General features: G+C 43.1%; 11 protein-coding genes. 4 read left to right on the top strand and 7 right to left on the bottom strand.

Going from position 1 to position 13,312, the window contains the following annotated elements; all coding sequences use genetic code 11:
* Window positions 1-157 precede the first annotated feature (157 nt).
* The 3 genes from CHA01nite_RS02930 to CHA01nite_RS02940 form a co-directional block, all read right to left on the bottom strand.
* A complete protein-coding gene (locus CHA01nite_RS02930) occupies window positions 158-1,195 on the bottom strand; it encodes a patatin-like phospholipase family protein (protein ID WP_146939735.1) in 1,038 nt (345 codons plus the stop codon).
* Between the two features lie 321 nt (window positions 1,196-1,516).
* Complete coding sequence (locus tag CHA01nite_RS02935; protein ID WP_146939736.1) at window positions 1,517-2,017, bottom strand: M15 family metallopeptidase; 501 nt, start codon at window positions 2,015-2,017, stop codon at window positions 1,517-1,519.
* Window positions 2,018-2,178: 161 nt separating this feature from the next.
* Complete coding sequence (locus CHA01nite_RS02940) at window positions 2,179-2,949, bottom strand: XRE family transcriptional regulator (protein WP_146939737.1); 771 nt, start codon at window positions 2,947-2,949, stop codon at window positions 2,179-2,181.
* A gap of 61 nt (window positions 2,950-3,010) precedes the next feature.
* Here CHA01nite_RS02940 and dinB point away from each other — a divergent pair, with 61 nt between their 5' ends.
* The 4 genes from dinB (at window position 3,011) to CHA01nite_RS02960 (ending at window position 8,170) form a co-directional block, all read left to right on the top strand.
* Window positions 3,011-4,171, top strand: a complete 1,161-nt coding sequence (gene dinB / locus CHA01nite_RS02945) for a DNA polymerase IV (protein WP_146939738.1) — start codon at window positions 3,011-3,013, stop codon at window positions 4,169-4,171.
* Between the two features lie 10 nt (window positions 4,172-4,181).
* Window positions 4,182-7,247, top strand: a complete 3,066-nt coding sequence (locus CHA01nite_RS02950) for a DNA polymerase III subunit alpha (RefSeq protein WP_146939739.1) — start codon at window positions 4,182-4,184, stop codon at window positions 7,245-7,247.
* A gap of 141 nt (window positions 7,248-7,388) precedes the next feature.
* The gene (locus CHA01nite_RS02955) at window positions 7,389-7,682 is read left to right on the top strand and encodes a type II toxin-antitoxin system TacA family antitoxin (RefSeq protein ID WP_146939740.1); all 294 of its coding nucleotides are present in this window, start codon (window positions 7,389-7,391) and stop codon (window positions 7,680-7,682) included.
* Window positions 7,679-8,170 carry a GNAT family N-acetyltransferase gene (locus tag CHA01nite_RS02960; RefSeq protein WP_146939741.1) on the top strand — a complete coding sequence of 164 codons (492 nt, stop codon included), beginning with the start codon at window positions 7,679-7,681 and terminating at the stop codon, window positions 8,168-8,170. Before CHA01nite_RS02955 ends, CHA01nite_RS02960 begins: the two co-directional genes overlap by 4 nt.
* 439 nt (window positions 8,171-8,609) lie before the next feature.
* Here the strand turns inward: CHA01nite_RS02960 and CHA01nite_RS02965 are convergent, their stop codons facing one another.
* The 4 genes from CHA01nite_RS02965 to CHA01nite_RS02980 all read right to left on the bottom strand — a co-directional run bounded on the left by CHA01nite_RS02965 (window position 8,610) and on the right by CHA01nite_RS02980 (window position 13,122).
* Complete coding sequence (locus CHA01nite_RS02965; RefSeq protein ID WP_146939742.1) at window positions 8,610-9,752, bottom strand: serine hydrolase domain-containing protein; 1,143 nt, start codon at window positions 9,750-9,752, stop codon at window positions 8,610-8,612.
* 121 nt (window positions 9,753-9,873) lie between these two features.
* Window positions 9,874-10,689, bottom strand: coding sequence for a hypothetical protein (locus CHA01nite_RS02970; RefSeq protein WP_146939743.1), 816 nt, complete (start codon window positions 10,687-10,689; stop codon window positions 9,874-9,876).
* A 105-nt stretch (window positions 10,690-10,794) separates the two neighbouring features.
* On the bottom strand, window positions 10,795-12,336 hold the full coding sequence (locus CHA01nite_RS02975) for a glycine--tRNA ligase (RefSeq protein WP_146939744.1): 1,542 nt from the start codon (window positions 12,334-12,336) through the stop codon (window positions 10,795-10,797).
* Window positions 12,337-12,609: 273 nt separating this feature from the next.
* Complete coding sequence (locus CHA01nite_RS02980; RefSeq protein ID WP_146939745.1) at window positions 12,610-13,122, bottom strand: hypothetical protein; 513 nt, start codon at window positions 13,120-13,122, stop codon at window positions 12,610-12,612.
* Window positions 13,123-13,312: the final 190 nt, after the last annotated feature.

A 13,312-nucleotide genomic window follows, 5' to 3' on the forward strand; every position in this document is an offset into this window, starting at 1 on the left:
GGAAATTTTTTCCGATCTGTTTTCTGACAGGGATAAAAACCTGTAATGGAAGAATAAGATGCTTACAGAAGCGTTGTAAGGTTGTCTTTATCTTTATTCCACCTAATCAATAATATAATTTAAAAAGCTTATATCAGTTTGTTATAAGGTGAAAAGCTTATATTTTATTTTTAATTAATTTCTGTACAATCTGATTTAAAGTTTCCCTGTTGTCATCAATATAGCATAATCCGGCCTGAATCAGGGATTCAATGTTCGATCTCCGTACATTATCCATAGCAGGAGAGGCATTTTTCAGAGAAGGGTTCAACCGGTAATAATTTTTCTGGTTCCTTAATCCCAAAGTCTGGAACATCTGGCCCAGCTGGTAATCTACCGTTTCGGCATTGGCAGACATCAGGATGTCAATAATGGGATTTACCCATCCGAGTTTCCCGGATTTCTGCATTTTCCTGAAAGCATACGGCCGGGCTTCGATCCCGGTTCCTATGGATACGATAATCATGTCGTTAACGGTAGGCATGTTGGCTTTCTGATGATTTTTCAATACTTCGGCAAAAGGAATCTTTCTGGCTTCTGCATAAGCACATAGGGCCGGGTTATTGGCAAACATCCCGCCGTCAATCAGGCTGAAGATCTGTCCGTACATGGATTTGATCTGTACCGGGCTGAAATAAGTGGGTGCTGCAGAAGTTGCCCTGCAGACGTCTTTCACATAAAAATTATCGCTGCTCCGGTTGGCTTTCCAGGAATTGAATAGTTTGGCTCTTCTGTTTTCAATGTCATAGCTTGTAATTAAGCAGGGTTTTATAAGTTCCTTTAATTCTAAATTTCCAAAAAAGTCATTCAGGTTTTTTTCCAGTGCTTCCTGGGAGATTTTTTCATTCAGCAATCCAAAAGGATTCACCAGGCGTTCCCAAAAAGAAACCTGGAATATATCGCCACCTTTTTCAGCATACAATTCCAGTCCTTTCTGGATAGAGTATTTTGCTTTACGGTGTTCATCGGGGCATAAAATAATAGACGCAATCAGTCCTCCCGTGCTGCTTCCCGCAACAAAGTCGAAATAGTCGCCGAGTCTGGCGCCCGGCTTATCGTACAACTGGAGCTGTTCTTCTATATAACGCAGAATGATGCAGGTGATAATCCCCCTGATTCCGCCCCCGTCCAAAGAAAGTAAGGTTGTCTTTTTCATATGATTTTTCGCTTTTTCCGATGAAACATCAGATAACTTTAGACAAGTAAAACCAATAGCGTTATAGAATAACTATTGGTTTTATCTCGTGGTATGAAGCTGTGTTGGTGTTTCTTCTGAAGCAAAGGTAGGATGGTAAAGCGACAAAACTCGTCGCATTAAAAATTAAATTCTCCCAATAGAGAATTTATTCCAGTGTTTGCAATATTGGAGAAGTATTCCCGTAAATTTATAAGTCTGTTATGAATATTCAGTGAAAATTTTAAAGCTGTTGCATGATTTTAAATAAGAAATCTTTTAGTTTATTAAATCGGTCTTATATTAAAGGATCACATACCCGTCTTTATCCATTTTCATTTTCAGCAGGGTCCTCCAGCTGGTTTTCACGGTACCTTTTGCAGTGATGATGTTTTTCTTCTCAAAATGGGGAAGGTCTTTGAAGGTTTTCCAGTTGCCGCCCCAGTCCCAGCCGTGTCTGGCAAAAATTTTTACGCATTCGTACCAGTCGGCCACCTGGTCATTATCCCAGTCTTTTGCGGTATCCCAGCTGGCGGTTTTTCCGTCGGTCATCAGGCAGATGTCAACTGCCAGCCCGTAATTGTGGATGCTTTGTCCCGCTTTGGCATTGGTGACTTTTTTCCCGGTGGTAATTCTCCCGATCGCATACAGCTTTTCCTGTTCTTCAAAACTTCGTAAGCCCTGCGTGATTCTCACCTTTGCCCTTCCGGTCAATGCTTCGTCGCATTCTTTAATTATCTGTTTCACCTCCGCTCTTACCGAAGGATGAAGTTTTTCAATTCTCTGTAAAGTTACTTTGTCCATATTATCAGTGTATTAGTGTTCTGGAATACAAAGGTAGATGCGGGGTGCGACAAAACTTGACGCATAATTATTTATTATGATTAATTTAATTAAATTTAATATGAACAAGCTGCAAATGAGAACTATAAATTACAATTTATCAGGAAGAAAACGAGTAAATATTATTTGGAAATTTTATCATTCAGTTTTCTAATATCACTCCTTAATTCCATAAACATATCTTTCAGATTATAATTCTCTATTTGATCCGGCTCAAAATCCTCCGGAAAAATTCCGGAAGCATACTGCCAGATTTCCACAATATCACTTAACGGAATATCGTAAGGTATATAAAATGAATTGTCTGCAGCGACGGTAACTGATTTTTTCTTCTTCGCCTTTAATCTTTTATAGGAAATACCATCGTTCAGAGTGACAAAGACATAGCTCTTATTCGGTTTTAAATCTTCCAGAGTTTCTACGTATTTCCCGATAATATATGAGCCATCCTTAAACGGCGGCATCGAATCTCCTTTGGCGGGAAAAGCCCGGTATTTTCCGTTCACCAGAAAAGGAAGTGAGATCCGCTGTAAGCCCTCAATGTATTCGGGATCGCTGTAGCCGGAAAGATAGCCCATCGATGCTTTTTGCGGAACGATCTCGATACTGTTGTTTCCCAGATGGTCTACCACCACCGGCAAAACAATCCGGTTATCCGGCAATCTTAGGATCTCTTCCAGCGGATATTTCCGGATATCCACCGATACCAGAAGATCGATGCTGATGTTGAAAAACTTGGAAATCTTCACCAATACTTCAATCGGCGGCTCCGACCGACCGTCTTCGTAAGAAACATACCGCGACCGGGTGATGATTAAAGTATCCGCCAAATCCTGCTGGGTAATCATTTTCTTACCTCTTAAAAACCTGATGTTATCTGAGAAAACTGACATTGTTATAATTTGTAACAACAAAAATACAAATTTTGTTTAAAAACGTAACTATTTTTGTCGCATGGACCGGGCAATTGTACATATGGACCTTGATGCATTCTTTGTATCCTGCGAGAGGCTTAATAATTCTCAGCTTCACGGAATCCCTCTTATTATAGGAGGAGGCGACCGTGGCGTAGTGGCCTCATGTTCCTATGAAGCCCGGAAATTCGGGGTACGTTCCGCTATGCCGATCCGGATGGCCCTGCGGCTTTGTCCGGAAGCAAAGATCATCAAAGGCGATTACGAATTGTATTCCAATCTGTCTCACACTGTAACGGATATCATTCAGGAAAGAGTGCCGGTGATGGAAAAGGCAAGCATCGATGAGTTTTACCTGGATCTTTCCGGAATGGATAAATTTTTCGGATGCTACCAATGGACCCAGGAAATCGTAGCGGCTGTACATAAAGAAACCGGCCTGCCCATCAGTTTTGCTTTATCTGCCAACAAGACCGTTTCCAAGATCGGAACCGGGGAAGCCAAGCCTGCCGGGAAAATGGAAATCCGTGAAACGGAAATCCGGCCGTTTTTAAACCCGCTTTCCATCAGGAAGATTCCCATGGTCGGCGATAAAACCTTCCAGCTGCTCTCCCGGGTAGGCGTCCGGACCATCCGGACCTTATCTGAAATGCCTGTCCTTGCTCTTCAGCAGATGATCGGGAACAACGGCAAAGAGCTGTGGAAAAAAGCCAATGGCATCGATGAAAATCCGGTCATCCCGTATTCCGAGCGCAAATCCATTTCTACGGAAGATACGTTTTCAAAGGATACGATGGATATTCCGGAGTTAAGAAGGATACTTAGCGGAATGTCGGAAAAGCTGGCTTACCAGCTGAGGCAGGAAAAGTGGCTGACCTCAACGGTCGTTGTGAAAATTCGGTATGCCAATTTCGATACCGAAACCAGACAGAGCCGGGTGGCCTATACTTCGGCAGACCATACCTTATCCCGGGTAGCATTGGAACTGTTCAGTCGGCTGTATACCCGAAGGATGCGGATCCGCCTGATCGGCCTCCGGTTTACCGACCTCGTCCACGGGAACCATCAGATGAACCTGTTTGAAGACACCGAAGAACAGATGAACTTATACCACACTATGGATTACCTTAAAAACCGTTTCGGAGCGGATGCTGTCGGCAGGGCTTCGGGATTCGATTTAGAAAATAAAACAACCCTTTAATCTTTTTGCTATGTACCTCAATTGCCATTCCTTCCACAGCCTGCGTTACGGCACCCTTTCCGTAACAGAACTCGTGCAGAAAGCCCAGGCCTTGGGCATCAAAACGTTGGCGCTCACCGATATCAATACCGTTACGGCCATTTATGATTTTAAAAAACAATGTGATGACACAGGAATCAAGCCTATTGCCGGAATGGAAATCAGGAAAGAAAACCGGCTCCTGTATATCGCCATTGCCCGCGAATTTTCCGGGATCGGGGAAATCAACCGGATGATGACCGCCCACAATTGCGACGGCGCAGATCTTCAGGAAACGGCTCCTGCTTTTGAGAACGTATTTGTAATCTATCCGCTGCAGAATATTCCTGAAGAGCTTAAAGACAACGAATACATCGGCATCCGGGAAGAAGAGCTGAATTTCCTGGTTCGCCCTGAGCTGAATAAGCTTAAGGACCGGATGGTGATTCTCCAGCCGGTAACCTTCATTTCCCAGAAAGAATACAATCTTCACATGATCCTTCGGGCGATCGATAACAATACTTTGCTGTCTAAACTCTCCGAACACGACATCTGCCGCAAATCCGAATACCTTAAGTCCGAAAGAGAACTTACCGAAGACTTTCAGTTTTATCCTGAGATCATCAGGAATACCCAACAGCTGATCAGTCAATGCAGTTTTGAATTTGATTTTAAAAAAGTCCGTAACAAGCAGCATTATACCCGATCAAAAGCTTCCGATCTGAAGATGCTGACCAAACTGGCGTATCTCGGGCTTAAAAAAAGATATGGGACCGGGCATGAGGAAGCAAGGAAAAGAGTGGAACGGGAGCTGCAGGTCATTAACGAGAGTAATTTCTGTTCCTATTTCCTGATTACCTGGGACATTGTGCGTTACAGCAACCGCATGGGATTGATGCATGTCGGAAGGGGAAGCGGTGCGAATTCTATTGTCAGTTACTGCTTAGGTATTACCGACATCTGTCCCCTTGAGCTTGACCTTTATTTTGAACGCTTCCTGAACCTGAACCGGAATTCACCTCCGGATTTCGACGTCGACTGGAGCTGGCAGGACAGGGATACGATCCTCGAATATATTTTTAAAAGATACGGGAAGGAGCATGTTGCCTTTTGCGGAACGAATGTTCAGTTCAAGTACAAATCCATTTTCCGGGAAGTCGGTAAGGTGTTCGGATTGCCGAAGGAAGAACTGGACAGCCTGGCGAATGGCCCTGTGGAAAAGCACGATACGAATTCCATTGTCAAACATGTCCACCGCTATGGCGCCTTGATGGAGAAATTCCCGAACCAGCGCAGTATGCACGCCTGCGGAATTCTGATCTCGGAAGAACCGATTACCAATTTTACCGCCCTGGAAATGCCACCGAAAGGTTTTCCGATCGCACAGTTTGATATGGATACCGCAGAAGACATGCGGCTGGAAAAGCTGGACATTCTTTCCCAGCGCGGCTTGGGTACGATCAATGATACAGTGGCGCTGATTAAGAAAACCCGGGGTATTGATGTGGATATCCGCGATACCCGCATTTCTAAAAATGAACCGAAAGCCAACGGATACCTGGCTGTAGGAAAGACCATCGGCTGCTTTTATATCGAATCCCCGGCAATGCGCGGACTGCTCCGGAGGCTGAAATGCGATAATTACCGGATCCTGGTTGCCGCTTCTTCCATTATCCGTCCGGGAGTAGCCCAGAGCGGGATGATGCGGGAATATATTTTCAGGCACAATCATCCCGATCAGTTTGAATATTTCCATCCGGTATTTGAAGAAAACCTGAAAGAAACCTACGGAATTATGGTTTACCAGGAAGACGTGATCAAAATTGCCCAGTATTTCGGAGGCGTTACTCTCGCAGATGCAGATACGCTTCGCAGGGCCATGAGCGGAAAAGGGAGGTCCATAGAGAAACTGCAGGAAGTAAAGGCTAATTTCTTTAAAAAATGCAAAGAGGAAGGACATTCCGAAGCACTTACGGCTGAGGCTTTCCGGCAGATCGAATCTTTTGCCGGTTACTCTTTCTGTAAGGCACACTCAGCTTCCTATGCGGTGGAAAGCTATCAGAGTCTGTATCTGAAAGTCTATTACCCATTGGAATTCATGGTTTCGGTAATCAACAACAAAGGTGGGTTTTACCGCACCGAAGTATACGTCCATGAGGCTAAAATGTCCGGCGGGAACATTCAGCTTCCCTGCATCAATTCTAGTGAAGTGCCGACAACACTGAAAGGAGACCGGATTTACCTTGGATTCGGCCTGCTGGAAGGGCTTGAAGCCAAAATAGTCAATAAAATGGTGGAAGAACGTGAAAAAAACGGAGATTACACCTCCCTGGAAAATTTTATCAGGCGTGTTGCTGCAGGGGTGGAAACCGTGCAGACCTTAATTTTTATCGGTGCTTTCCGTTTTACCGGGAAGCAGAAAAATGAGCTCCTGGTGGAAGCGCGGATGCTGCTTGTGAATTTCAGGCCCGAACACCGCGGAATGCTGCTTATTGATGAGCCTGTACAGGAATTCCGGCTTCCGGAACTGAAAAGAGAGCGCTTTGAAGATGCTTTTGATGAAATTGAAATCATCGGGTTTCCGGTTTCATGTACCCCTTTTGATCTGCTGCAGACGAAATACAGGGGTTCGGTATTGGTAAAGGACTTGGCGAAATATCATAAGCGGCAGGTGAAAATGCTGGCATATCTCATCTCGAGGAAACATGTACCGACTAAAAAAGGAGCGATGTATTTCGGAACCTGGATCGATGCGGACGGTGAATATTTCGATACGGCTCATTTTCCGGACAGCCTGAAAGAATATGACTTCCAGGGTGGCGGCTGTTACCTGCTGCTCGGAACGGTGGAAATTGATTATTATTTTCCCACCGTTACCGTTCACAAAATGGCAAAAATGCAGATGATTGCCGATCCGCGGTATTCTTTTGACGAGGATAAAGATTATCAGATACATCAGAAAATCCGGGAAGATATCAGCATGACCTCACGGAAACCCTATCCGCAGGCACACGAGATCGGGCTGCCGAGACATCGGATCAATAATGGGATGAGGTAAAGCAATCTTCTATAGATTAAATTATCTCAACTGATAATGACATAAAGATTGCAATTATATTTAATAATACTGTACGGATATATACCGTACATGTACTTTATTTTTACGGATTATTTCCGTACATTTGTAAAAATTTAAGTCATGAGTATATCAATTAAAGAACATGCACGGTTTGATGCAAGACTCTCCAAAGAGCAAAAAGATTTCTTTGAAAAAGCGGCGTCCTTAGGTGGTTTCAGAAGTCTGACAGACTTTGTTATCCTGACTGTTCAGGAAAAAGCAAAGGAAATCATTCAGGAAAAAGAACAGATTATAGCTTCTGAAAAAGACAGCCGGATTTTTTTCGAGGCTGTTACAAAACCGGCAAAACCTTCAGAAAATTTAAAAAATGCTTTGGAAGAGTATAACGCTTTTATATCAGATTTAAAGAAATGATTGAGCTTTTAGATAAAAAGCATAAACGGGAAAATTTCGACTGTGGAAAAGAGCTTTTAACCAATTATTTAAAAAAACAGGCAGGACAGGATATTAAAAGAAAATTATCCGCTTGTTTTGTATTGACTGAAAATGAATATTCCATTAAAGGATATTATACGCTTTCCAATAGCAGTATTCCTTTAAAAAAATTTCCGGAACCTATTCAAAAGAAACTTCCAAGATCATATCATTCTATTCCGGTAATTTTGCTTGGACGATTAGCCATTGATAAAAAATATCAGGGTCAGGGAATCGGTAAAGTATTACTGATTGATGCCTTGAAAAGAAGTTATGAAATATCACGGGAAATAGGGTCGTTCGCAGTAGTAGTAGATCCGCTAGATGAAGGTGCAGAAAATTTTTATATAAAATATGATTTTATAAAACTTCCTGACAGTGGAAAGATGTTTATAGCCACCAAAACGCTGGAACAACTTTTCGGATAAAAAGCTTTTCAATGAAGATCATACCGGCAGTTTCGTTTTAAATTTAACGTGAATTCGGCCATATCACTATTATATTCAGATATTTACTTAATTCAAAAATGAGATTAAGGGTAATTCAGTCAGGATTATGAATAAAATTCCCTAGATAAAATGAATAACGGTTAACTCTTTTGATAGGATTTTATCCTATCCTGTAGTAAGACATCCCTTCGGGATTTTAAAACAATATAATTAATGCTGTTTATTCAGGATTAAATAAGAATTTTATCTGATAGAATAGTAAAATGTTTAGTTTGATTATCACGACCTTTCATTATATTTTGACAGGAGAGACTTCCAGCATCCGGCATCCCTCTTCCGGCCTGTTAACTCCCGACTCCGGTTCTTCTTCGAGTTCATGTTAAATTTATATTTATAAAACGACTTGAGGATATTAAAATTACTGATTTCCACCAAAAAACTTCACCGTCTCATTCACTAAAAATTTCACCTGATCGGGCCTTCCCCGATCGGTCTTTGGGAGATTGCTGTAACTTCCGGTTCTTACGATCACCATCTGGTGCTCCGGAACCATGATGATGTACTGGCCTTGAAGCCCAAGGAAGTAATAATGTTTAATCGGGTTGTCGTTATTGATCCACAGGCCCATGCCGTAAACTTCTTCAGAATGTTTCGTCGGGGTTTTCATCAGGCGGATAAAATCCGCATTCAGAATTTGTTGGCCGCCCGCTTTTCCGTTATCCAGAAACAATTGGCCGAGCTTGCCAAAATCACGCGCGTTGGAATGGATGCAGCAATAAGTCTTTTCCATACCGCTTTCATCCGTGCTCCAGGTAGCATTCTGCTCCATGCCCATCGGGATCCAGAATTTTTCGGAGAGATAGCTGGCTAAAGGTTTCCCCACGGCCTTTCTTACGGCAAACCCAAGAAGCTGTGTCGATCCGCTCTGGTATTCAAACCTTTCGCCCGGGCGGGATTTGAACTTCCTTGAAAAGGTAGCTTTCATCAGGCTTCTTCCATAATAGGCTCTGGCATTCGGGAGAAACGGGTTTTTATAATCTTCGTCCCAGTCCAGGCCGGATTCCATTTGGGCCAAATGCTTCAGCGTTAAGTTTTCTGCAAATGCCTTATTTTTAAATTCTTCAAAATAACCGGTGAACTTATCATCGAGGCTGCCGATCTTTCCTTCCTCCAGCGCTTTCCCCAAAAGCATGACCGTTACGGCTTTCGCCATGGAGAAAGAATTGGTCGTAGACAAGGCATGATAGCCTTTCCAGTACTGTTCGTGAAGCAATTTCCCGTCTTTCACCACGATAAAAGATGCAGTATCCGAATGAACGAGATCGTCGGTTATATTTTTGGGAAGTTCTTTTTTGTTATATTTCGGAGATTCCTCCCAAAGCACCGGGGATTCCGTGGCGATGAGGTTGGCGGAAAAGAATTTCCCGTCATCGATATTTGCGCTCATTTTGCCTTTTAAATAAGTTTTTGAGATTCCGTTAAAAAGATATCCGTATCCCAGAATATAAAAAAGTACCAGGGCGGCAATGATGAACGTCACAAGATAAATGAGAATGGTCATAAGCATCGGTCTGCAACAAATTTAAAATAATTTTGAAGACATCGGTTGAAATGATTTGATTTTTGTCACGAATGAACTTTATACCAAATAGAAAGCCCTGATCTCTCAGGGCTTTACTGTTTTATTTGTTGTATTCGTATACGTAGGTATGGGAAGTGGGAGAAAGAACGCTGCTGCCTGAACTTGCCATTACACTTTTTATTGGGAAGCCGTTGCTGTTGAACGTATGGGTTCCTGTAATACTCGTTGTACCTCCGCTCGCTCCTGTAGAAGTCGCCGTCTGGTGCAGCAGGTTGTTGTTTCCATATTCCCCGTCCATGGAATCGAACAAAACAATCTTGCTGTACCCCCTAACATTCCGGAATGGGCTGTAATCCCCGTCATAATGGTATGTGTAAGTAGTAGCTACCCCATTTGCAACGGAAGTTGCACTGATTTTATTTCCGCTGTTGGAAATATACACATCATTCTGGGAGAAAGTGATATTGCTGTAAACACCGGTTGCAGGATTGTAAGTGCCGCCTGCATAATCGTTGTATTGTACATGGTTATCACTTAGATACTGGTAATTCTTAGTATACGTTAATGTTCCGGTATGCTTGTTAATCACTTTTTCAGCTGTTACTTTTCCGTTGGTATAGGTAAATTCACGGGTATAAACCAGCTTGTTGTTTTCATAATCATCTACCCTTACAATCAGGTCGCCGTTATAAGTATAGGTTGTTTTGTTAGAGGCTCCTGCTTCAGCAGCTTCAAGAATCCTGTTGCCGTCGTATTTAAAGGTCATACTGTAAGGCTGACCACTGTTGTTGGTTTCGGTAAATTTGGTAGGAAGGATGGAATTGAGATCAACAGGTTGGTTTTCTTCAATCGTATCTGTGGATGAGCAGCTTGCCAGCGCAAAAAATACTGCGGTCGAAATAAATAATTTCTTCATGGTTATAATGGATATTAAAAATCAGGCAAAAATAATTATTTTCCCGGCATAAACAAACCTTGTGGTAGCTTAAATAAAAAAACCCTGATTTCTCAGGGCCTTCGTCTATATTTTGGCAAGTAAATTTCTGAAACTTGTCTTTTCGTCGATAATTCTTCGCAGTTCCGAAACGGGAACCCTTTCCTGCTGCATTGTATCCCGGTCTCTGATGGTTACCGTGTGATTCGTTAAGGAATCGTGGTCGATCGTGATACAGTAAGGCGTACCGATGGCATCCTGTCTGCGGTATCTTTTTCCGATCGCATCTTTTTCTTCGTAGAACAGATTGAAATCGTATTTCAGGTCGTTGAAGATCTGTTCGGCATATTCTGCCAGGCCGTCTTTCTTCATCAGCGGAAGGATCGCCGCCTTAATCGGGGCCAGCGCCGGAGGTAAGGAAAGAACCGTTCTTTCCGAACCGTCTTCCAGGGTTTCGTCTCTCAGGCAGTGAGAGAATAATGCCAGGAACAGCCTGTCCAGTCCGACAGAAGTTTCCACCACGTACGGAACATAATTTTCGTTTCTCTCAGGATCGAAGATCTGAAGCTTTCTTCCGGAGAATTCCTCATGGGCTTTAAGATCGAAGTCCGTTCTTGAATGGATCCCTTCAAGTTCTTTGAAGCCGAACGGGAAATTAAACTCGATATCGGCCGCAGCATTCGCGTAATGCGCCAGCTTCTCATGGTCATGGAACCGGTAATTATCATCACCTAAGCCTAAAGCCAGGTGCCAGTTCAGTCTTTTCTGCTTCCATTGCTCGTAGAATTCCAGTTCGGTTCCCGGTGCTACGAAAAACTGCATTTCCATCTGTTCGAATTCACGCATCCTGAAGATAAACTGTCTCGCGACGATTTCATTTCTGAAAGCCTTTCCGATCTGGGCAATCCCGAAAGGAAGTTTATGGCGGGACGTTTTCTGTACGTTCAGGAAGTTTACGAAAATACCCTGTGCCGTTTCAGGACGTAGGTAAAGGTCCATCGCAGAATCCGCGGAGGCACCCAGCTTGGTACCAAACATCAGGTTGAACTGTCGTACTTCCGTCCAGTTTTTGGAACCGGTATCCGGATCGGCAATTTCCAGCTCTTCAATCAGGGCTTTTACATCGGCAAGGTCTTCGTTTTCCAGGGATCTGGCCAGTCTCGAAAGAATCGCTTCCCTTTTAGTTTTGTATTCCAGTACTTTCGGGTTGGTGGCAACAAACTGGTCCTTATCGAAAGATTCACCGAATCTTTTGGCTGCTTTTTCAATTTCTTTCTTTTCCTTTTCCTCGATTTTCAGGCAGTAATCTTCTACCAGGACGTCTGCCCTGAAACGTTTCTTGGAATCTTTATTGTCAATCAATGGATCGTTGAAAGCGTCTACGTGGCCAGATGCTTTCCAGGTCGTCGGGTGCATCAGGATGGCCGAATCAATTCCCACAATATTCTCGTTCAGCTGGACCATCGCTTTCCACCAATACTGTTTGATATTATTTTTAAGTTCGGCACCGTTCTGTCCATAATCATACACAGCGGATAACCCGTCGTAGATCTCACTCGAAGGGAAAATAAAACCGTATTCTTTAGCGTGAGAAATCACTTTCTTGAAAACATCTTCTTGCTTTGCCATAAATTTTTTTAACGTCTGAAGTGCAAAAGTAGTGAAAAAGAGGGAAGTTAAAAGACCGGAGCGGGAAGTTTTTGCAGGACAGGTTGATAAGGAGCCGGGAACCTGCTTTCCGCTGTATCTTTTTCGCCGTCGCCAAAACGCCCGGCGGAAAAAGGATGCCGCTGCAATCAGGGCTAGGATAAAGGACCGCATCAACCTGACGGGTCTTCAAAACCCGTTAGGTTTTAAATCGGTACACAAAAAAAGCAGTAAAAAACTGCTTTGGATATTTTCTTAAAAATTATAGGTCAGGCCGATGCTGTTTCCGCTGAGGTCCAGGCGGTAAGAAGTAGTTTTCCTTTCATCAGTTCCCGGATTTTGATTTTGCGTATCTACTGCTTTCTTCAGATTTTTGCCGCTGCTTATCGCAAAAGGAATCCCGATTCCGATAGCACCCAATCCTGCGCCGATCAGGCCCCAGCCTCCTTTTTGCTTTTCCTTTACCGCCACTCCGTTATAATAAACGGTTTTAGTTTTGGTGATCTCCTTTACCAGTCCGAAACCGATAAGCCCGCCGCCGATGGCCCCGAATACCTGGGCTACTGTACCGTTGGTATTGGATTTTTTCATATAACCTAAGGCTTCAGGATTGGTAAACACTTTCCGGTATTCGGAAAACCTGAATTTCTGGTCTCCTTTGATGAAAAATTCACGGTTGGATTTTCCCAGTTTCAGCGAATCCGGTTGCTGAGCAAATACCATTAACGGAAAAATACTTAAAAGAAGTATTGACAATAACTTTTTCATTGATTAAAAATTTTTGCGAAAATAAAAAATAAAATTTTTACTCAGTAATTTCAGCGATCATTTTTTCAGGAGCCTGGAACCTGCTTTCCGCTCTGTCTTTTCTGCCCGCCATGCATTCCGGAAGGATGCCGGTGCAGTCAAGGTTAGGGAAAAAGAGAAGTGCATCGACCTAACGGGTTCCGGAACCCGT

Source organism: Chryseobacterium hagamense (genome assembly GCF_007991455.1).
GTDB classification, from domain to species: Bacteria; Bacteroidota; Bacteroidia; order Flavobacteriales; family Weeksellaceae; genus Chryseobacterium; species Chryseobacterium hagamense.

Coding starts and splice junctions, on each gene's coding strand:
- CHA01nite_RS02930 (WP_146939735.1), bottom strand. CDS start 1,195: ATGAAAAAGACAACCTTACTTTCTTTGGACGGGGGCGGAATCAGGGGG.
- CHA01nite_RS02935 (WP_146939736.1), bottom strand. CDS start 2,017: ATGGACAAAGTAACTTTACAGAGAATTGAAAAACTTCATCCTTCGGTA.
- CHA01nite_RS02940 (WP_146939737.1), bottom strand. CDS start 2,949: ATGTCAGTTTTCTCAGATAACATCAGGTTTTTAAGAGGTAAGAAAATG.
- dinB (WP_146939738.1), top strand. CDS start 3,011: ATGGACCGGGCAATTGTACATATGGACCTTGATGCATTCTTTGTATCC.
- CHA01nite_RS02950 (WP_146939739.1), top strand. CDS start 4,182: ATGTACCTCAATTGCCATTCCTTCCACAGCCTGCGTTACGGCACCCTT.
- CHA01nite_RS02955 (WP_146939740.1), top strand. CDS start 7,389: ATGAGTATATCAATTAAAGAACATGCACGGTTTGATGCAAGACTCTCC.
- CHA01nite_RS02960 (WP_146939741.1), top strand. CDS start 7,679: ATGATTGAGCTTTTAGATAAAAAGCATAAACGGGAAAATTTCGACTGT.
- CHA01nite_RS02965 (WP_146939742.1), bottom strand. CDS start 9,752: ATGACCATTCTCATTTATCTTGTGACGTTCATCATTGCCGCCCTGGTA.
- CHA01nite_RS02970 (WP_146939743.1), bottom strand. CDS start 10,689: ATGAAGAAATTATTTATTTCGACCGCAGTATTTTTTGCGCTGGCAAGC.
- CHA01nite_RS02975 (WP_146939744.1), bottom strand. CDS start 12,336: ATGGCAAAGCAAGAAGATGTTTTCAAGAAAGTGATTTCTCACGCTAAA.
- CHA01nite_RS02980 (WP_146939745.1), bottom strand. CDS start 13,122: ATGAAAAAGTTATTGTCAATACTTCTTTTAAGTATTTTTCCGTTAATG.